This window comes from Kineosporia succinea (assembly GCF_030811555.1).
Taxonomy (GTDB): Bacteria; Actinomycetota; Actinomycetes; order Actinomycetales; family Kineosporiaceae; genus Kineosporia; species Kineosporia succinea.
Window position 1 is genome coordinate 5,622,069 of sequence record NZ_JAUSQZ010000001.1, and the last position, 18,867, is coordinate 5,640,935.

Genomic DNA, 18,867 nt, shown 5'->3' on the forward strand with positions numbered 1-18,867 from the left:
GGCGCCCCGGCCGCATGCTCGGGACATGCCTCCGAGCCCCGACGAAAAGCCCCGCCGACAGCTGAAACTCGGTGCCGTGCTGCTGGGTGTGGGCGGCCCGGGTCAGCATCGCGCCTGGCTCGACCCGAGCATCCCGGCCGACGCCAGCGTCGACGTGCGCTGGTACATCGACCGTGCCCGGGAGGCCGAGGCGGCGGGATTCGACCACGTCTTCATCGTCGACAGCCAGTTCATCACCCCGGACTCGCCGAATCACTACCTCAGCCGTCTCGAGCCGCTCACCCTGCTGTCCGCGATCGCCGTGCACACCGAGCACATCGGGCTGGTCGGCACCCTCACCACCTCGTACAACGAGCCGTTCAACGTGGCCCGGCGCCTCGCCTCGCTCGACCACATCAGCGGCGGCCGGGCCGGCTGGAACGTCGTGACCAGCGGCGACGCCGGCACCGCGGGCAACTACAGCCGTGACGCCCACTTCGACTACGCCACCCGCTACGGCCGCGCCCTCGAGCACGTGCGCGTGGTGCAGGGCCTCTGGGACTCCTACGAACCCGGCGCCCTGCCCCGCGACCGAGACCGCGAGGTCTTCCTCGACCCCACGAAACTGCACGCGCTGCAACACGTCGGCGAGCACTTCTCCGTCGTCGGCCCCCTCAACCTCGAGCGCACCCCTCAGGGCCAGCCGGTCATCTTCCAGGCCGGTGACTCCGAGGAGGGCCGCGACCTGGGTGCCGAGATCGCCGACGCCGTCTTCACCCACGCCCAGACCCTCGAGCAGGCCGTGGCCTTCCGCACCGAGCTCCGCCGCCGCGCCGCCGAGAAGGGCCGCGACCCCGAGAACGTGCTGATCGTGCCCGGCATCCACGTGGTCATCGCCGACACCGACGAGGAGGCCCGGGCCCGGCAGGACGCCGCTCTCGGCGCCAGGAGCTTCGAGAAGGCGCTCGCCGAGCTGGGGCGGCCCTTCGGCTGGCACGACTTCTCGCAGTACGACCTCGACGCGCCGTTCCCCTCGGTCGCGGCCGCCGGCGAGCTCAGCTTCCGTACCCAGGCCGAGGCGATCACCCGTCAGGCAGAGCACCATGGGTGGACGCTCCGGCAGGTCGTGGAGCACCAGCTGGCTTCCGGCCGATCACCTTTCGTCGGCTCGCCCCTGACCGTCGCGAACGAGATCCAGCGCTGGTTCGACGGCGGGGGACTCGACGGGATCAACGTCACCGTCAACGCCCCGGCCGAGTTCGCCCGGTTCACCGGGCAGGTGCTGCCGATCCTGCGCGAGCGCGGCGTGGTGCGCCGTGAGTACGAGTCCAGCACCCTGCGCGGCAATCTCGGCCTGCCGATCCCCCCGAACCGTTACGTCCCGGCCTGAACCCCTCCGGACCGCTGAAGGAAAACCATGAATCCCAGTCGCCGTACCCTGCTTTCCGGCCTCCTCGGCCTACCTGTCCTCGGCGCGACCCTCGCGGCCTGCGGCGGCGGTTCGGGCTCGGGGGCCGCGGCCGGCGCCGCCACCCTGAAGTGGGCCTCGTCGTACTTCCCCACCCACTGGGACCCGGTGGTCGGCGGCAGCGGCGCCCAGTTCCGGCACCTGTCGCTGGTCTACGCCTCGATCACCCGCGTGAACGAGAAGGGTGAGGCCCAGCCCGATCTGGCCGAGAGCTGGGACTACAACGACCAGGGTGACCAGGTCACGTTCCACATCCGCTCCGGCCTGACGTTCAGCGACGGCACGCCGGTGGACGCGGACGCGGTCAAGCAGGCCGTCGACCGGGCGAGGACCCAGGAGAACTCGGCCCTGTTCGGTGACCTCACGTCGATCGACAAGGTCACCACCGAGGGCGATCTCGACGTGGTGGTGCACCTGACCCAGGTCGACTACCAGATCCCGCTGCTGTTCGGCGAGCGCGTGCTGCAGGTGGCCAGCCCGAAGGCCGCGGCCGACGCCGCCGCTCTCGACCAGCAGCCGGTCGGGCACGGGCCGTTCGTGGCCACGCAGATCATCCCGGGCACCAAGGCGGTGCTGGAGAAGAACCCGGACTACTGGGACGCCGCCAACATCCACATCGACAAGGTCGAGCTGGTGGCCGCGCCCGACGCGTCCACCGTGGTCTCGGGTCTGCAGACCGGGGTGTACAACTTCGCCGACCTGGCCGCGAGCCAGGCCAAGGCGGCCGAGAGCGCGGGTCTGGACGTGTTCGTGCAGCCGGGCTACAACGCCTCGAACCTGAGCCTGAACGTGAACAGGAAGCCGTTCGACGACCCGAAGGTGGTGGAGGCCGTGCGTCACGGCCTGAACCGCCAGGAGTTCGTGGACAAGCTGACCTTCGGCTACGGCACGCCGGCGACGCAGCCGTTCCCGGAGGAGTACATCGCCTACGACCCGCAGTCGGCCGACCTGTGGCCCTACGACGTGGCGAAGGCCAAAGCGGCCCTGGCGCAGTCGAGGTACTCGGGTGACGACCTGAAGGTCGAGCTGGTCATCCCGGACGAGGACCCGTCCGCCGAGATCGTCCAGGCGCAGCTGGCCGCGATCGGGATCACGGTCACCATCACGATCGACAAGAACTGGGCGACCCCGTTCTTCGCCAAGGACCTGGTGGCCTCGCTCTACGGCACCACCGGGCGCGACTCGCCGCTGCAGACCCTCACCGCGCACTTCGGCCCGAACGGCCCGCTGAACCTCAGCACCCCCTACGAGCCGGACGGTTTCGAGGACGCGGTGGCGAAGGTGCGCCAGACCCCGCTGGAAGACGCCGCGTACGCGGAGAACCTGCAGGCGGCCACCCGGGCCGGGCTGGTCAGCGAGGCGCTGGTCTTCACCTACTCGCAGCCCAGCGTGTACGTGAAAGACCCCTCGATCAGCGACATCCCGGCCAACCCGGGGCACGTCAACTGGACCGGCGTGAAGATCACCTGATGATCTGGGTCAAGCGCATCCTTCTCACCCTGGCCCGGTCGGTCGCGATCTTCGTGCCGGTGTTCCTGGTGGCCACCTTCGTGACCTTCGCGCTGCGGGCCATCAGCGGGCTGAGCCCGGCCCGCATGCAGCTCGGCGAGCAGGCCACCCCGGACGCGATCGCCCGCATCGAGCAGCAGTGGGGGCTCGACCGGCCGTTCCTGGCCCAGTACTGGTCCTGGCTCACCGGCATGCTGCGCGGCGACCTGGGCGCCAGCTGGTCGAACGGCGTGGGCGTGTCCGACCTGATCGGGATGGGCATCGCCGTCAGCCTGTCGGTGGCCGCACTCGCGCTGGTCATCGGGATCGTGGCCGGTTTCGGCTTCGGGGCGCTGGCCGCGCTGCGGCACGCCACCCTCCTCGACCGCGCGATCACGGCCGTCATGACCGTGTTCTCGGTGATGCCCGCCTTCGTCGTCGGCATCGTGCTGGTCACGGTGTTCGCCGTCGGGTTGGGCTGGTTCCCCGCCTCCGGCTACGTGCCGCTGGAACTCGGTCTGTGGCCGTGGCTCTCGCACATCCTGCTGCCGGCGCTGGCGCTCAGCTTCGACACCGTGGCCGACGTCGCCCGGCAGCTGCGCACCGGCCTGATCGCGGCCTCCCGGGAGAACTACGTGACCGGGGCGCTGGTGCGGGGCCTGAGCCCGCGCCGGATCTTCTGGCACCACGTGCTGCGCAACAGCAGCGGGCCCACGCTGGCGGTGCTCGGGCTGAAGTTCCCCGCGCTCATCGGTGGGGCCGTGGTCACCGAGACCATCTTCGGGCTGCAGGGTTTCGGCCGCTTCGCCAACGACTCGGCGCAGGCCGGTGACGTGCCCGCGGTGCAGGGTGTGCTGGTGGTCTCGATCGTGCTGGTCGTCGTGTTCAACCTGATCGTCAACATCGTGCTGGGCCGGCTCAACCCGGCCTCGCAGCGGGGGGTGTGATGCTGAAACGGATCTGGGCGCTGCCCACCGGCAGGATCGCCTTCGTCATCCTCGGGATCGTGGCCGTGCTGGCCCTTCTCGGCCCGGTACTGGCCCCGCAGGATCCACTGGCGGGCAGCGCCGAGTCGTTGGCCGGCCCCTCGACCGGGCACTGGCTGGGTACCGACTACCTGGGGCGTGACGTGCTGAGCCGGCTGCTGGCCGGGTCCCGCACCAGCATCGTCGGGTCGCTTGAGGTGGCCCTGATGGCGCTGGCTGTCGGGGTACTGCCGGGCATCCTGTCCGTCTATCTGGGAACGGTTTTCGAGTGGACCGCGCTGCGGCTGGTCGACACCCTGATCTCACTGCCGTTCCTGGTGTTCGCCGTGGCCGTCACCGCGCTGCTCGGCAACGGCATCACCCAGGCCATGCTCACGGTCGGGGTACTGGTGTCGCCGTTGTTCTTCCGGGTGTCGCGCGCCGCGACGCTGGCGGTGGCCCGTTCGCAGTACGTGGAGGCGGCCCTGATCTCGGGGGCGTCGTTCGGGCAGGTGGTGCGGCGGCACGTGTGGGCGAAAGTGCTTCCGCCGATCGGGATCGCACTGGCCCAGACCATCGGCGTCGGGTTCGTAGTGGTCTCCAGCCTCACGTTCCTCGGCGTCGGCGTGCAGCCGCCCGCGCCCACCTGGGGTGGCCTGCTGGCGTCCGACCTGGGGTACCTCGACTACCAGCCCTGGGCGCCGGTGGCGCCGGCGCTGCTCATCATGGGCACGGTGTGGGGCTGCAACCTGATGGCGGACGCGTTGAGAGACGTCTCCGGGGAGACGGGTCGCGCTCTGGTCCGGTCACGTCGGAGGAGTTCGGTATGAGCGTTCTTCAGGTGCGCGGCGTGCGCATCACCAACGGTGCGAACGGCGAGGAACTCGTGCACGGTGTCTCCTTCGACCTGGAACCCGGTGGGGTGGTCGGGATCGTCGGGGAGTCGGGCAGCGGCAAGACGCTCACCTGCCGCGCGGCGCTGGGCATCCTGCCGTCCGGTTTCACGGTCTCGGCCGGCTCGGTCGCGATCGAGGGCACCGACATCGCCGGCCTCTCGGCGAAGCAGTGGACCGCCCTGCGCGGGGCCACGATCGGCGCGGTCTTCCAGGACCCGGGCTCGTACCTCAACCCGTCGCTGACCGTCGGCGCCCAGATCTCCGAGGTGCTGCGCGTGCGGGGCGGTCTGAGAAGACGCCAGGCGCGCGCTCGTTCGCAGGAGCTGCTGGCCGCGGTGCACCTGCGCGACCCGCACCGGGTCTACGACAGGTACCCGCACGAGCTCTCCGGCGGCATGCAGCAGCGGGTGCTCATCGCGGCGGCCATCTCGCTCGGCCCGAAGATCCTCGTCGCCGACGAGGCCACCACCGCCCTCGACGTGACGGTGCAGGCCGAGATCCTCGACCTGCTCGCGGATCTGCGCGAGAGCACGGGCCTGGCCCTGGTGGTGGTGTCGCACGACCTGGCCGTGGTCGCCCAGCTCTGCGACGAGGTGCTCGTCATGCGCTCGGGGGAGGTGGTCGAGCAGGGGCCGGTGAAGCAGGTGCTGCACCGGCCCCGGCACGACTACACGCGGCTGCTGATCCGTGAGCACGAGCAGTACGGGCTCGACCGGTTCCTCGGTACCCCGTCCGGCAAGGAGCCCGTCGATGCCCTCACCAACTAGTGACGCGCCGGTCCTCGAGGTCTCGGACCTCACGGTCGATTACGGGGTCCGGAACCGCAGACACCGGGCCCTGTCCGGCGTCTCGCTGTCAGTGGGGCCGGGAGAGACCCTCGGGCTGATCGGCGAGACCGGGTCGGGCAAGTCGACGCTGGCGCGGGCGGTGCTCGGGCTGGTGGCCCCTACGTCCGGTTCGGTCCGGGTGGGCGGTGAGGACGTCACGCGGTACTCCGCCCGGCAGTGGCGCGCGTTCCGGAGGCGGGGCGTGGTGCAGTACGTGTTCCAGGACCCGCTGCGCAGTCTCGACCCCGACCTGACGATCGAGGAGTCGCTCACCGAACCCCTGCTGCTGCGGGGCGACCCGCGGGCGCAGGCCCTCGGGGCGGCCCGGGAGCAACTGGAACGGGTCAACCTCGATCGCGATCTGCTGCGGCGTCTCCCGGGCGAGCTGTCCGGCGGTCAGCGGCAGCGGGTGGCGGTGGCCCGGGCCCTGGTGGTCGAGCCGCGGCTGATCCTGCTCGACGAACCGGTCTCGGCACTCGACGCGGCCAACCGGGTGCAGGTCCTGCAGATCATCAAGAACCTGCGCGACGCCGGTACCACCCTGGTCTTCATCTCGCACGACCTCGGCTCGGTGGCCGGGGTCGCCGACCGGGTGGCCGTGCTCTACCAGGGCGCGCCGGCCGAGCAGGGGGCGACCGCCGACGTGCTGCGCGCACCGCAGCACCCGTACACGCGGCTCCTGCTCGGCTCGGTGCCCACCCTGCACGCCCCGTCCGCCTCGCGGGCCGAACGTCAGGCCCTGCGGGCACAGCTCACGAGGTCTTCTGAGAAATCCGAGGAAGGGGTTCCCGCATGACGCGCACACTCCACCTGGCGGTCGCCGCCTACGGTGTGGGGGGCCCGGGCCAGCACGGCCTGTGGAAGGACCCCCGCGTGCCGAGTAACGCCAGCATCGACGTGCGGCACTACATCCGGCAGGCGAAGCTGGCCGAGGCCGCGCTGTTCGACGCCTACTTCATCGTCGACAGCCAGTTCATCACCGCCGACTACCCCTCGCACTACCTGAACCGCCTCGAACCGCTGACCCTGCTCTCGGCCGTGGCCACCCACACGAGCCACGTGGGCCTGGTCGCGACCGCCAGCTCGACCTACAACTCGCCGTTCAACCTGGCCCGCCGCCTCGCCTCGCTCGACCAGATCAGCGGCGGGCGCGCGGCCTGGAACGTGGTCACCAGCTTCGACACCGGCACGTCGCGCAACTACGGGCTGGCCGAGCACCTCGACTACGCCACCCGTTACGGCCGGGCGCTGGAGGCCGTCGAGGTGGTGCGCGGGCTCTGGGACTCCTACGAGGCCGACGCCTTCCCGGCCTCGGTCGCCGACAACACCTTCCTCGACCCCACCAAGCTGCACGCGCTCGAGCACCACGGCGAGCACTTCGACGTGGCCGGTCCGCTCAACGTGTCCCGGTCGCCCCAGGGGCAGCCGGTGATCTTCCAGGCCGGGGTCTCCGAGGAGGGACGCGATCTGGCGGCCCGGGTGGCCGAGGGCATCTACGCGCCGGGAGGGTCGGTGGAACAGGCCCAGGCCTACTACCGCGACATCAAGGCGCGGGCGGCCGGGTACGGGCGGGACCCGGACCACGTGGTGATCTTCACCGGCGCCGCCCCGGTGGTGGCGTCGACCGACGCCGAGGCTCTGCGGCGCTCCCGCGAGATCTACGACGAGGACGACGACTTCGACCGCAAGCTCGGCTTCCTGGGGCGCTCGTTCGGGGCCCACGACTTCAGCACGCACGACCTCGACGCGCCCTTCCCCGACGTCGCGCACCTGGCCGAGAAGGGCGGACGCACGGCCGGTCAGGCCATCGTGGAACGGGCCGCGGCACAGGGGCTCACGCTACGACAGGTGGTGCAGACCCTGACCGAGTACAGGCCGTCGCCGTTCACCGGGGCTCCCGGCACCGTGGCCGACGCGATCGAGACCTGGTACCGCGACGAGGCGGCGGACGGGCTGAACCTGAACTTCCGCACGCTGGAGGAGTTCGAGCGGTTCACCGGTGACGTGGTGCCGCTGCTGCAGGAGCGGGGACTGTTCCGCACCGAATACACGTCCGGCACGCTGCGCGGGCACCTGGGCCTCCCGGTCCCGGAGAACCGTTACACCGCATCCCGTTCCCGAGGTGACCGGTGACCGGACCCGACCTCCTTCTCACCGGCGGCCGCGACGTCCACCAGGTGCACTTCCCCCTCGGCACCCCGCCCGGCGACGTGGACGTGCTCGTCGTCGGCGCCGGCCCGGTCGGGCTCTCCGCCGCGATCGAGCTGCGCGGCCGGGGGGTGGACGTGGCGGTGGTCGACAAGGCCACCGGCGCCACCCTCGTGCGGGCCGGGGCGATGGGCCACAGCCCGCGCGTGGTCGAGCACTTCCGGCGCTGGGGCCTGCTGCAGGCGATCCGCGACGAGTGGACGTTCCCACCCGAGTGGAACCGGGGCATCCGCCTCGTCACCTCGCTCGCGGGGCACGATCTCGGCCCCGACCCGGCCTACCGCCGCCAGGGCGGGCCGAGCTCGGAAGAGGCGCTGAGGCGTCCGCAGTCGGCTCTGCAGAAGGTCTTCCTGACCCGGCTGGCCGAACTCGGCGTGCCGGTCGGCGGTGGCTGGGAACTGCGGGCGCTCGACGAGCGGGCGGACGGCGTCGAAGCCGTGCTGGCGCAGGTGGCCACCGGTGAACGGCACCTGGTGCGCGCGCGGTACGTCATCGGCGCCGACGGGAACCGCAGTTCCGTGCGCACGCTCAGCGGCATCGAGCGGGACGGCGACCGGGCCACCGAGAAGCGCTACCGGCTGATCGTGCGCACCGGTGACATCCGCGACCGGGTCGGTCCGGCCCCGAGCGGCGTGAACATCGTCTTCAACGAACGGTCTTCAGGATTCCTGGCCGCCGTGAGCCACCGGGACTGGCGGGTCTACGCCGGCCCCTACCCCCTCGACCACGAGCCCACCGAGAGCGAACTGATCGGCACGGCCGCCGCGTCCTTCGGCTTCGACCTGGACCTGGAACTGATCTCGGCCACGGTCTACTACGACGCCAGCCGCATCGCGCAGACGTTCCGGAAGGGCCGGGTGCTGCTGGCCGGGGACGCCGCGCACGTGCGCACCCCGGGCGGGAATCTCGGCGAGGGATTCGGTGACGTGGTCAACCTGGGCTGGAAACTGGCCGCGGTGCTGCACGGTTCGGCTCCGGACACGCTGCTGGAGTCGTACGACGAGGAACGCCGGCGGCACAACTGGCGGGTGGCCGACCACGCGCTGGAACGCTCCCGCCGCAGCCGTGCGGTGCTGGCCGAGCTGCGCGCCGAGGGCATTCCGGCCGACTCCGACGGCAGTGCCGGGGCTCTCGAGCGGCGCGAGAGGATCCGGGCCCGGCTCGCGACGGAAACCGTTGCCGCGCCCGGGGTCACGTTCGACGAACGGTACGACCAGTCACGGGCGATCTGGTACGAGAACGATGGGAAAGAACGCGTGTGGGCTCCGGATGTCTACGAGGACGACCCCCGGCCGGGGCACCGGGCCCCGAACGGGGCGGTCGACACCTACGGCGGAACGCTCCACGACCGGATCGGGGCCGGGTTCTCGCTGCTCTCACTCGGTGACGACCGTTCCCTGGAGGCCTCTTTCGAGGACGCGGCGCGGCGCCGGGGCGTGCCCCTCGCGGTCGTGCACCTGGGATCGGTGCCGGCCGGGGAGACGTACCGCGACGCCGCGTACTTCCTGGTGCGGCCCGACCAGCACGTGGCCTGGCGCGGCGACGACCTGCCCGAGGGGGGTGCCGATGCGGTGCTCGACCGGGTGCTGGGGGCTGGCTAGCCCGGGGCTCGCCGGAGCCGGAGAAGCAGCGGGACGATCACGGCCAGCGCGCAGATCACCAGCACGGTGGCCGAGAACGCGGTGGACCACAACGTGCTCACGTCGCCCTGACTGATGGCCAGGGCCCGGCGCAGCTGCTGCTCGGCGATCGGGCCGAGGATGAGCCCGATCACGGCGGGACCGACCGGCCAGCCGAAACGGCGCATCCCGAAACCGATCACACCGATGCCGAAGAGCAGGGCGACGTCGACCGGGGAGAGGTTGATCGTGTACGAGCCGAGCGCCGCGAACATCAGGATGCCGCTGTAGAGGTACGGCCGGGGGATGCGCAGCAGCCGCACCCACAGCCCGACCAGCGGCAGGTTGAGCAGGAGCAGGAGGGTGTTGCCGATGTAGAGGCTGGCCAGCAGCGCCCAGACCAGGTCGCCGTTGGTCTCGAACAGGGCCGGGCCGGGCTGGATCCCGTACTGCTGGAACGCGGCCAGCAGCACGGCGGCGGTGGCCGAGGTGGGCAGGCCGAGGGTGAGCAGCGGCACCAGCACCCCGGCGGCGGCCGCGTTGTTGGCCGCCTCCGGCCCGGCGACGCCCTCGATCGCGCCGCGCCCGAACTCCTCCGGGTGCTTCGACAGGCGCCTCTCGGTGGCGTACGACAGGAAGGTGGGGATCTCGGCGCCGCCGGCCGGGAGGGTGCCGAACGGGAAGCCGAGGGCGGTGCCGCGCAGCCACGGTCTCCACGACCGCCTCAGGTCGTCACGTGTCATCCAGGGACCGGAGGCGGGCAGCAGCTGGGCGGGGGCGTGGCGCAGGCGGGACGCGACCCAGAGCGCCTCTCCCACCGCGAAGAGCCCCACCGCGACGACCACGACGTCCACCCCGTCCGCCAGCTGGGCGACCCCCAGGGTGAGCCGGGCCTGGCCGGTGAGGGCGTCGATGCCCACCAGGCCCAGCGTCAGGCCGACGAGGAGGCTGGCGACACCGCGCACCAGGCTGGAGCCGAGCACGGCCGAGACGGTGAGGAACGCCAGCACCATCAGCGCGAAATAGTCCTGCGGGCCGAGCTTCACGGCCAGGTCGGCGACCTGCGGGGCCAGCAGGGTGAGCAGCCCGGTGGCGATGGTGCCGGCCACGAACGAGCCGATCGCGGCGGTGGCCAGCGCGGCCGCTCCCCGTCCGGCCCTGGCCATCTTGTTGCCCTCGAGGGCGGTGACGATCGACGCGGACTCGCCCGGGGTGTTGAGAAGGATCGACGTGGTGGAGCCGCCGTACATGCCGCCGTAGTAGATGCCCGCGAACATGATGAACGCGCCGGTCGGGTCGAGCGTGAAGGTGATGGGCAGGAGCAGCGCCACGGTCATCGCCGGTCCGATGCCGGGCAGCACACCGACGGCGGTGCCCACGAGCACCCCGACGAAGGCGTAGAGCAGGTACGTCGGGGTGAGGGCGTCGCCGAACCCCTGCATCAGGGCGTCGAAGTTGCCCACGGCTCAGATCACCGCCTGGAGAATGCCGTTGGGCAGGTAGACACCCAGCACGCGGGTGAACAGCAGGAAGGTGACGAACGGCGCGAGCAGGCTGACCACGGTCAGCGAGCGCGGGTCGCGGGCGCCGAGGGTGTAGGCCGTGCCCGCGAAAAGGCCGATGGTGGAGAGCAGATAGCCGACCGGGTCGAGGATCAGCACGTACAGCAGCATGATCCCGGCCAGGGCGCCGAGAGTGCGCCAGCTGGTGCGGGCCTCGGTGTCGACGTCCTCACCCGCCTCGGCCTCGGCCCGGTCGCCCCGCCAGACCGCGACGGCCAGCCAGAGGCCGACCACGATGAGCGCGCCGCCGACGACGTAGGGGAAGAAGCGGGGCCCGATCGCACCCTCGGTGGGCGGCGTGCGCAGGCCGTGCCCGTCGACGATCATGTAGACGCCGGTGAGGGCCAGCAGCGCGGCGGGGACGATCTCGGTCAGTCCCCGGTTCTCGGTGTTCATCCGACCAGCCCGATCTTCTTCAGGGTGCCCGCGAACTCGGTGACCTGCGCGTCGAAGAAGGGCTGGACCTCGTCGCCGACCAGGAACTCGTCGTCCCAGTCGTTGGTCTCCAGCGCCTCCTTCCACTGCGGTGAGTCGTGCACCTCGGTGAGGAACTGCTGGATGTCCGCGGCCTCCTCCGGGGTGGTGCCCGGTGGGGCCAGGATGCCGCGCCAGTTGGTCACTTCCACGTCGACGCCCTGCTCGGTGAAGGTCGGCGCGTCCACCGACCCGATGCGCTCACCGGAACTGACGGCCAGCACCCGCAGGTCGCCGGACTCGATCTGCCCCGACCACTCGCGCACCCCGGAGATCCCGGCCGCGACCTGCCCGCCGAGGATCGCGGCGAGGGCCTCCCCGCCGCCGGAGTAGGGGATGTAGTTGACCTTGCGCGGATCGGCGCCCACCGCCTCGGCGTACAGCCCGGCGGTGACCTGGTCGGTGCCGCCCGCCGAGCCACCCGCGATCGGGTGGCCGCCGGGATCCTTCGTGAACGCGTCCGTGAACTCGTCGAGGGTCGTGAACTCGGAGTCGCGCGGCACGACCAGCACCTCGTTCTCACCGGTGAGCCGAGCGACCGGCACGGCGTCGGCGATGGTGATCTGCGACTGGTTGACCTCGATCGCGCCGATCATCACGGCGCCCATCACCAGCAGCTGTTTCGGGTCGTCGTCGGCCACGAAGCGGGCCAGGCCGATCGTGCCGCCGGCGCCCTCGACGTTGATGACCTGGGTGTTGCGCACCAGGTCGGAGTCGTCGACGGCCTTCTGCAGGGCTCGGGCGGTGCCGTCCCAGCCGCCGCCGGGGGCGGCGGGCGCGATGATCTGCAGACGCCCGGTGGAGGGGAAGCCCGACGCGCTGCGGGTGGGGGCCTCCTGGCCGCAGGCTGTCAGTGATGCGGCCGATGTGAGCAGTACGGCGCTCAGCGCCATCGCGGTGAATCGCCGCATGCGCGCCCCTCCCTCGTCGATGAGTCAGTGAGCTGCGCCACAAACTATGCAGTCGCGTCCCCTCGTGGGAAGTGTGCAAAACATCACGGTTGCCGGTTAAGCCGGAATGGGGGCCCCGGGTAGCGGGCTCAGCGGACGCCGTCCACGGCAGGACCGGCACGCACCGCACGCCCGGCGGGCAGGGCCGGGTCGGCGTCAGCGGGAAGAGGCTCTCCCTCACGCACCGATGAGCGGCGCCGCACCGGGCCGGTGAGGGCGAGCACCGCCAGCTCGGGGATCAGCGGGATCAGCAGGGTGAGTGAAGCGCCGTGCGCGTGACCGGTCGCGGTGACGGTGTGGTGCGTGACCGTCGCCTCGAAAGGGCTTGTCGTGACGAAGAGATGGACCAGGTGCGCCACGATCATGGTGGCGGCCATGATCGCGGTGCCGGCCAGGGCTGCCGGATCGCGCCGGAGGTGCGCGGCGCAGGCCAGGCACACCAGGGACATGGCGCCGAACAGCAGGACGTGCGGGGCCCAGGCCAGGTGGGGCAGCAGCATCAGCAGATGCGCCGCCCCACCCGCCGCGGCCAGGGCCGCAATGGTGCGATGGTTCACGGGGTGGTCCGGAGCCGGGCCGTGCTCACGCCCGGCCGGACCCGGGCCAGCGCGATCCCACCCACCACCGACAGCACCAGCACGCCGTCGATCACCAGGGCCAGCGTCTGCGAACCGCCCACGAGCAGCGGCAGGTTCCGCACCGTGATGAACAGGCAGACGGCCAGGCCGGCCAGGCCCAGGCCGGGCGCGAGACGGGTGTGCCAGAACCGGGTGTCGGCCCTCGAGCGGTGGAACCAGACCAGTACCGCGACGCTCGTCAGCAGCATGAGCAGGAGGATGCCCGCCGTCGCGGCACCGGAGAGCCAGGCGAAGACCTCGGCCACCGGGTCCAGGCCGGCACCCGCGCAGACAGCGAGAAGAGCTGCGGCGCAGCCGGTCTGGACGAGCGAGCTGAGGTGCGGCGAGTGGTGCCGGGAGTGGCTGCGGCCGAGGGCCGCCGGCAGCACGGCCGCGCCACCGAGGGCGAACAGGTAGCGCGAGAGCACGTTGTGGAACGACAGCACGCAGGCGAACAGGCTGGAGACCAGCAGCACCTGCACCACGTGACCGGCCGCCGAGCCCAGGTACTGCTCGGTGGTGACCGCGACCATGGTGCCCGGGTTGGCGTTCGCCTGGGCCACGGCGGCACTTTCGCCCCAGCCGCTCACCACGGCCCACGCCGACACCGAGTAGAAGACGCCGATGACGACCAGCGCGGCGTAGGTGGCACGGGGGATGGTGCGGTCGGGATCCCGGGCCTCGTCGCGGAACACGGCGGTGGCCTCGAACCCGATGAAGCCCGCGATGGCGAACATCAGGCCGATGCCGGGCGCGCCGGAGGTGATCGTGTCGAGGTGGAGGACCCCGGTGGACAGGCCTTCGGTGTCGCTGCCGCCCCTGCCGACCACGGCCAGATCGAGCAGCAGCACGATCGCGATCTCGGCGACCAGGAGCACGCCGAGCACCCTGCCCGACAGGTCGATGTGCCGGTAGCCGAGCAGCCCGGTGACGGCGATCGCGGCGAGCGTCCACAGCCACCAGGGCAGCGACGGCACGCCGTAGGTGACGAGCAGTTCGTCGAGGGCGAAGCCGAGGTAGCCGTAGACCGCGCCCTGCACGGCGGTGTACGTGATCAGTGCGAGAAACGCCGCCCCGAGCCCGGGTCCACGGCCCAGGCCCTTCTCCACGTAGGAGTAGAAGGCGCCGGCGTCGGGCACGTGCCGGGCCATCGCCACGAACCCGACGGCGAAGAGCATGAGGATCACGGCCGCCACCGCGTACATGGCGGGGTATCCGGCGCCGTTGCCGAGGGCCATGCCGATCGGCACGCTGCCCGCGACCACGGTGAGCGGCGCCGCGGCGGCCACCACCATGAAGACGATGGCGCCGGGGCCGAGAGTCCCCTGAAGCCTGGTTTCAGTCATGGCAGCCACCTGAGGACGTCGTGGTGCAGTGGTCGTTCGAGGAGGCCGGAACGTCGAGGGTCGGGTTCCGGTCGAAGAAGCCCACGGGCTTCAGGGTGAACCCGGTGTAGTCGACCGGCATGATCGGCCAGTCCTCCGGGCGGGGGGTGTGGGTGAGACCGAAGGTGTGCCAGACGACGAGATCCTGGTTGTCCAGGTCCCGGTCGTTGGCGACATAGGCGGGAAGGCCCGCACCGCCCGGGTGCTGGTTCACGAAATCGCCCGCCGCGTAACGCTCCGCCGGGTCGTACTGCGTGACCCAGAGGTGGTTGGTGGCGAACGCGGCGCGGTGGGCGACGGAGGAGTCCGGGTCGGCCAGCAGCGTGGGCAGGCCCTCGGGGTACAGGGCGTAGGCCACGGGACGCCCCAGCCGGTTGAGCTTGCCCGGGTTGCTGATGTGCCACACCCGGTTCTTCGACGGCTCGGCGTCGCGCCGGGCCTGCGACTCGCGGGCCAGCACGGTGCTCTGCGTGCGGAACGCGTTGCCGCGCGGGTTGTCCGGCCCCTTCGGCACACGCACCACGTCGATCTCCTCGACGCGGTTGGCGGTGCCGTCGACGGCCATGTCGAGGCGGGCGCTGAACAGGTGCTGGTGGAACGGGGCGCCCAGGCCGGGGGCGATCTCGGAGGCGTAGGGGTAGTCGCCGCCGGGATGCGCGCTGGTGAAGACGACCCCGGTGGCCTTGGCCTCGAACTCGATGGTGCCGTCGAGGTAGAGGTACCAGTAGAAGCCGTAGTCGTAGTTGCCGATCGTGGTGAAGAAACTGACCACCAGGCGGCGCTGGCGGCGGGTGTGGCTCGAGCCCGACCACAGGTCGCTGTGCTTCCAGAGGATGCCGAAGTCCTCCTCGTGGATGCAGATCGCGTTGGGAAGGCGCTGGGGCCCGCCCTTCTCGTCGGAGACGACGGCGTCCAGGTAGGTGATCTCGCCCAGGCAGTCGCAGCCCAGTTCGAGCGCGTTGGCGTAGCGGCCGACCAGGTACTCACCCGTGTCGAAGTAGTTCTGCCAGGAGCGCACCGGCGCGGGATCGGCGTAGGGCACGACCATCTCGCTGATCGAGGCGCGGTGGATGACCGAGCGCCCGTCGAAACCGATCTGGTGCAGCACGAGACCCTCGCGGGCGTCGAAACCGACCCGTAGCGACCACTTCTCCCAGGTCAGCAGGTTCTCGTCGTCGATCTCGAGACTGGATCCCTCGGGTTGCGTGATGTGCAGCGGCTTCTGGGTGGTGCGCATCGGCCCGCTGACGGCCGGGTCGTCGTAGTTGCCCGACTCGGCCGGCACCGGCACGGCGCCGAAGTCGAGCACCTGGTCGACGACGCGGTTCATGGTGTCGACGTAGGCCACCAGGTTGTCGACGGGGTGCGCCCAGGCCGAGTCGCCCGGGTGCTCCTGGTGGAAGCCCAGGCCGCGCAGCACGCGCCGGCCCGCCTCCTGCGGGTACTCGTCCGCGTAGACACCGGCCGAAAGGGGCGCCACCCGGACCTTTCCGATGTCCAGGCCGCGGGCCTCGATCGCCGCCCGCCAGCGGTCGTCCTTGGCCAGGAGCTGCTCGACGAGCTCGAACTCCTCGTCGAGCACCGGCAGATGGCCGGTGGCGGCGGGGTCGAGCTCGACGTCGGAGACCACGGTGGCCGTACCGGTGTCGACGAGGACGTCGCGCGAGACCTGGGTGCGCACGTCGAGCAGGAGGGCGCGGAAACGGCGGGCGACGTGGTCGCCGGGCGCCCAGGCGAGAGTCTGCGTCTTGGTGGGTTCCTCGAGCCCGATGTAGACGAACCGGATGGTGTCGGACAGGAGGCCGGCGCTGTCCAGCACCGTCCGGACCTCGTCGATCTCGCTCTCCCGGACCGGGCCGAGCGGGTGGGGCGAAGGAGTCTGTGTCACAGCATGTTTCCTTTACGAGCGGGCCGCGGCGCGGGTGGGGCCTTCGAGTAACCAGTTAAATCAACAGACGTACAAAATAAGATGTCCCCGGGTTACGTCTAGGTAAATCGCGGGACCTGTAGCCCAGCGGTCGGGGTCTTCGGCCCCTGTGCCTACGCTGGGGGCTCGTCACAGGGGCTCAGGAGGGGAACGCGGTGCCGAAGATCGTCGATCACGACGAGCGTCGCCGGGAGATCGTGGAGGTGGTCTGGCGGCTCATCGCCGACGAGGGCATCCAGGCGGTCACCACGCGGCGCATCGCGGAGGTGTCGGGCACGGCCAACGGCGCCCTGCGCTACTACTTCCCGAACAAGGAGGCGGCGCTCACCGCGGCCTTCGAGTACATCGTGGCGGCCACCAACCGCCGGGCCGACGCCGTCGACGCGCATCGCCACGGACTGGGTGGCCTGCGCACGCTGTGCCTGGAGATCATGCCGCTGGACGCGGAACGGCGGGCGGAGGCGCGGCTGGCCATCAACTTCTGGCAGCAGGCGCTGAACCAGCCCGACAAGGCCGGCCTCTACGCCACGATGACCGGGGCCTGGCGGGTGGAGATCGCCGACCGGCTGGGCGAGGCCGTGGGTGACGGCGACGTGGGTGCGGACGCGGTGCGCCCGGCCGTGGTCGACGGGCTGCTGTCGCTGCTCATGGGGCTGCAGATCGAGGCGGTCCTGACGCCCGGCGTGTGCACCCCGGAGCGCCAGCTGGCCCAGCTGGACGAGTACCTGGGCCGGCTGGCTGTCTCCTGGGGCGCCTCCTAGGCCACCCGGCGGCTGTCGAGGAACTCGCCGATCCGGCCGATCGCGTCTTTCAGCACCTCGGCGTGCGGCAGGGTGACGATGCGGAAGTGGTCGGGCTCGGACCAGTTGAAGCCCCGGCCGTGCACGACCATCACCTTCTGCTCGCGGAGCAGGTCGAGCACGAACGCCTCGTCGTCGTCGATGGGGAACTTCTTGCGGTCGAGCCTCGGGAAGCAGTAGAGCGCGCCCTGGGGTTTGACGCAGCTGACCCCGTCGATCTGGCTGAGCATCTCGTAGGTGACGTCGCGCTGCTCGAGCAGGCGCCCGCCCGGCAGGGTCAGGTCGTTGATGCTGCGCGGCCCGTCGCCCAGGGCGGTCGCGATCACGTGCTGCGAGGGCACATTGGCGCACAGCCGCAGGTTGGCCATGATCTGCAGGCCCTCGAGGTAGCTGGTGGCCTGGTGCTTCGGCCCGGACACGACCATCCACCCGGCCCGGTAGCCGGCGACCCGGTAGGCCTTGGACAGGCCGTTGAAGGTCAGGCAGAAGACGTCGGGCGCCAGGGCGGCGGCACTCTCGTGAACCGCGTCGTCGTACAGGATCTGGTCGTAGATCTCGTCGTTCAGCAGCATCAGGTCGTGCCTGCGGGCGATCTCGACCAGGCCGTCGAGCACCTCGCGGGGATAGACGGCGCCGGTCGGGTTGTTCGGGTTGATGATGACCAGGCCCACGGTGCGGTCGGTGATCTTCGACTCGATGTCGGCCAGGTCGGGCATCCAGCCCGAGCCCTCGTCACAGCGGTAGTGCACCGCTCGTCCACCGGCCAGCGTGGTGGTGGCGGTCCAGAGCGGGTAGTCGGGGCTGGGCACGAGCAGCTCGTCACCGTCGTCGAGCAGGGCCTGCAGCGCCATGCTGATCAGCTCGGAGACCCCGTTGCCGAGCCAGACGTCTTCGATGTCGAGGCCCTCCACGCCCTTGCCGGTGTGGTACTGCACGACCGCGCGGCGCGCCGGCACGATGCCCTTGGCGTCGCTGTAGCCGTGTGCGTCGGGGAGCTGGCTGATCATGTCGCGCAGGATGTCGTCGGGTGTGCCGAAACCGAACGGCGCCGGGTTGCCGATGTTCAGCCGCAGGATCTGGTGGCCCTCGGCCTCCAGCCGCATGGCCTCGGCGAGCACCGGCCCGCGGACGTCGTAGGCGACATGATTGAGCTTCTTGGACTGCCGGATCTCCACGCCCGCCAGGGTAGACCCGTCGCCTCGACGATCGGTCGACGAACGGTCGACGAACCCGGTGCGTACCGTGGGGCACGGCACACATCCCGCCTGCCTCTGGACAAAACGCGCGCGCGAAAATCTCATGGAGACAGATCACCCCCGACGGGGAGGGGCAACGGCATGGGACGCGTCGATCTGACCACGACGACGGTGCACGGTGAGGCCGGACGGGTGCTCGCCCTGCTGAAGGAGCCGGACTCGATCGAGTTCTGGTACGCCGAGATCCTCCACGGGGTGGTTCCCCGGCCCTGGCTGAACGCCTGGGTCACGTCCCGGTCGGCGCGCTCACCGGCCCGGTTCGGCGGGGTGCTGCTGTCGGCCGGCCCGTTCGGCGAGATCCTGCTGTCGATCCCGCCCGAGATCATCGACCACCCCCTGAGTGAGGACGAGGTGGTGCGGCTTCTCGGGTGAGGGTGCGGTTCGCCCGATGTTCGCCGGTATTCATCCGAACGTGCCGCACGGTGTTCAACGGTCGCTCCCCATGA

At 70.9% G+C, this 18,867-nt stretch carries 17 protein-coding genes; 10 read left to right on the top strand and 7 right to left on the bottom strand.

The features are described from left to right. Positions 1-25 precede the first annotated feature (25 nt). The 8 genes from J2S57_RS24380 to J2S57_RS24415 are packed head-to-tail and all read left to right on the top strand — an operon-like array spanning position 26 to position 9,432. Positions 26-1,369 (top strand): NtaA/DmoA family FMN-dependent monooxygenase, encoded by a 1,344-nt coding sequence (locus J2S57_RS24380; RefSeq protein ID WP_307247001.1) that lies wholly within the window; start codon positions 26-28, stop codon positions 1,367-1,369. 27 nt (positions 1,370-1,396) lie between these two features. Further along, positions 1,397-2,917 (top strand): ABC transporter substrate-binding protein, encoded by a 1,521-nt coding sequence (locus J2S57_RS24385; RefSeq protein ID WP_307247003.1) that lies wholly within the window; start codon positions 1,397-1,399, stop codon positions 2,915-2,917. Further along, on the top strand, positions 2,917-3,882 hold the full coding sequence (locus tag J2S57_RS24390; RefSeq protein ID WP_307247005.1) for an ABC transporter permease: 966 nt from the start codon (positions 2,917-2,919) through the stop codon (positions 3,880-3,882). The genes J2S57_RS24385 and J2S57_RS24390 overlap by 1 nt, the downstream gene beginning before the upstream one ends. Further along, positions 3,882-4,730 (top strand): ABC transporter permease, encoded by an 849-nt coding sequence (locus tag J2S57_RS24395; RefSeq protein ID WP_307247006.1) that lies wholly within the window; start codon positions 3,882-3,884, stop codon positions 4,728-4,730. Before J2S57_RS24390 ends, J2S57_RS24395 begins: the two co-directional genes overlap by 1 nt. Beyond that, positions 4,727-5,563: an ABC transporter ATP-binding protein gene (locus tag J2S57_RS24400; RefSeq protein WP_307247009.1), complete on the top strand. Its 837-nt coding sequence runs from the start codon at positions 4,727-4,729 to the stop codon at positions 5,561-5,563. Before J2S57_RS24395 ends, J2S57_RS24400 begins: the two co-directional genes overlap by 4 nt. Further along, complete coding sequence (locus tag J2S57_RS24405) at positions 5,547-6,419, top strand: ABC transporter ATP-binding protein (RefSeq protein WP_307247011.1); 873 nt, start codon at positions 5,547-5,549, stop codon at positions 6,417-6,419. Before J2S57_RS24400 ends, J2S57_RS24405 begins: the two co-directional genes overlap by 17 nt. Then, positions 6,416-7,756, top strand: coding sequence for an NtaA/DmoA family FMN-dependent monooxygenase (locus J2S57_RS24410; protein WP_307247013.1), 1,341 nt, complete (start codon positions 6,416-6,418; stop codon positions 7,754-7,756). Before J2S57_RS24405 ends, J2S57_RS24410 begins: the two co-directional genes overlap by 4 nt. Next, positions 7,753-9,432: an FAD-dependent monooxygenase gene (locus J2S57_RS24415; protein ID WP_307247015.1), complete on the top strand. Its 1,680-nt coding sequence runs from the start codon at positions 7,753-7,755 to the stop codon at positions 9,430-9,432. Before J2S57_RS24410 ends, J2S57_RS24415 begins: the two co-directional genes overlap by 4 nt. Here the strand turns inward: J2S57_RS24415 and J2S57_RS24420 are convergent. From J2S57_RS24420 to J2S57_RS24445, 6 genes are all read right to left on the bottom strand, one after another. Continuing rightward, complete coding sequence (locus J2S57_RS24420; protein WP_307247017.1) at positions 9,429-10,913, bottom strand: tripartite tricarboxylate transporter permease; 1,485 nt, start codon at positions 10,911-10,913, stop codon at positions 9,429-9,431. The two genes, J2S57_RS24415 and J2S57_RS24420, sit on opposite strands and share 4 nt — an antisense overlap. Before the next feature lie 3 nt (positions 10,914-10,916). After that, positions 10,917-11,408 carry a tripartite tricarboxylate transporter TctB family protein gene (locus J2S57_RS24425; protein WP_307247019.1) on the bottom strand — a complete coding sequence of 164 codons (492 nt, stop codon included), beginning with the start codon at positions 11,406-11,408 and terminating at the stop codon, positions 10,917-10,919. Beyond that, a complete protein-coding gene (locus J2S57_RS24430; RefSeq protein WP_307247021.1) occupies positions 11,405-12,397 on the bottom strand; it encodes a Bug family tripartite tricarboxylate transporter substrate binding protein in 993 nt (330 codons plus the stop codon). The genes J2S57_RS24425 and J2S57_RS24430 overlap by 4 nt, the downstream gene beginning before the upstream one ends. Before the next feature lie 128 nt (positions 12,398-12,525). Further along, positions 12,526-12,993 (bottom strand): hypothetical protein, encoded by a 468-nt coding sequence (locus tag J2S57_RS24435; RefSeq protein WP_307247023.1) that lies wholly within the window; start codon positions 12,991-12,993, stop codon positions 12,526-12,528. Next, positions 12,990-14,399: an APC family permease gene (locus tag J2S57_RS24440; protein WP_307247025.1), complete on the bottom strand. Its 1,410-nt coding sequence runs from the start codon at positions 14,397-14,399 to the stop codon at positions 12,990-12,992. Before J2S57_RS24440 ends, J2S57_RS24435 begins: the two co-directional genes overlap by 4 nt. Continuing rightward, on the bottom strand, positions 14,392-16,326 hold the full coding sequence (locus J2S57_RS24445) for a primary-amine oxidase (RefSeq protein ID WP_307247027.1): 1,935 nt from the start codon (positions 16,324-16,326) through the stop codon (positions 14,392-14,394). Before J2S57_RS24445 ends, J2S57_RS24440 begins: the two co-directional genes overlap by 8 nt. A gap of 194 nt (positions 16,327-16,520) precedes the next feature. On the opposite strand from J2S57_RS24445, the gene J2S57_RS24450 reads away from it, so the two are divergent. Then, the gene (locus tag J2S57_RS24450) at positions 16,521-17,126 is read left to right on the top strand and encodes a TetR/AcrR family transcriptional regulator (protein ID WP_307247029.1); all 606 of its coding nucleotides are present in this window, start codon (positions 16,521-16,523) and stop codon (positions 17,124-17,126) included. Here the strand turns inward: J2S57_RS24450 and J2S57_RS24455 are convergent. Beyond that, entirely contained in the window at positions 17,123-18,340 is a 1,218-nt protein-coding gene (locus J2S57_RS24455; protein ID WP_307247031.1) for a pyridoxal phosphate-dependent aminotransferase, read from the bottom strand. The two genes, J2S57_RS24450 and J2S57_RS24455, sit on opposite strands and share 4 nt — an antisense overlap. A 162-nt stretch (positions 18,341-18,502) precedes the next feature. Here J2S57_RS24455 and J2S57_RS24460 point away from each other — a divergent pair, with 162 nt between their 5' ends. Further along, a complete protein-coding gene (locus J2S57_RS24460) occupies positions 18,503-18,793 on the top strand; it encodes a hypothetical protein (protein WP_307247033.1) in 291 nt (96 codons plus the stop codon). The last annotated feature ends 74 nt before the right edge of the window (positions 18,794-18,867 follow it).

Bases quoted from the DNA above. Each gene is read 5' to 3' on its own strand.
- J2S57_RS24385 (WP_307247003.1), top strand. From the start codon at position 1,397: ATGAATCCCAGTCGCCGTACCCTGCTTTCCGGCCTCCTCGGCCTACCT.
- J2S57_RS24395 (WP_307247006.1), top strand. From the start codon at position 3,882: ATGCTGAAACGGATCTGGGCGCTGCCCACCGGCAGGATCGCCTTCGTC.
- J2S57_RS24390 (WP_307247005.1), top strand. From the start codon at position 2,917: ATGATCTGGGTCAAGCGCATCCTTCTCACCCTGGCCCGGTCGGTCGCG.
- J2S57_RS24430 (WP_307247021.1), bottom strand. From the start codon at position 12,397: ATGCGGCGATTCACCGCGATGGCGCTGAGCGCCGTACTGCTCACATCG.
- J2S57_RS24440 (WP_307247025.1), bottom strand. From the start codon at position 14,399: ATGACTGAAACCAGGCTTCAGGGGACTCTCGGCCCCGGCGCCATCGTC.
- J2S57_RS24410 (WP_307247013.1), top strand. From the start codon at position 6,416: ATGACGCGCACACTCCACCTGGCGGTCGCCGCCTACGGTGTGGGGGGC.
- J2S57_RS24425 (WP_307247019.1), bottom strand. From the start codon at position 11,408: ATGAACACCGAGAACCGGGGACTGACCGAGATCGTCCCCGCCGCGCTG.
- J2S57_RS24380 (WP_307247001.1), top strand. From the start codon at position 26: ATGCCTCCGAGCCCCGACGAAAAGCCCCGCCGACAGCTGAAACTCGGT.
- J2S57_RS24400 (WP_307247009.1), top strand. From the start codon at position 4,727: ATGAGCGTTCTTCAGGTGCGCGGCGTGCGCATCACCAACGGTGCGAAC.
- J2S57_RS24405 (WP_307247011.1), top strand. From the start codon at position 5,547: ATGCCCTCACCAACTAGTGACGCGCCGGTCCTCGAGGTCTCGGACCTC.
- J2S57_RS24460 (WP_307247033.1), top strand. From the start codon at position 18,503: ATGGGACGCGTCGATCTGACCACGACGACGGTGCACGGTGAGGCCGGA.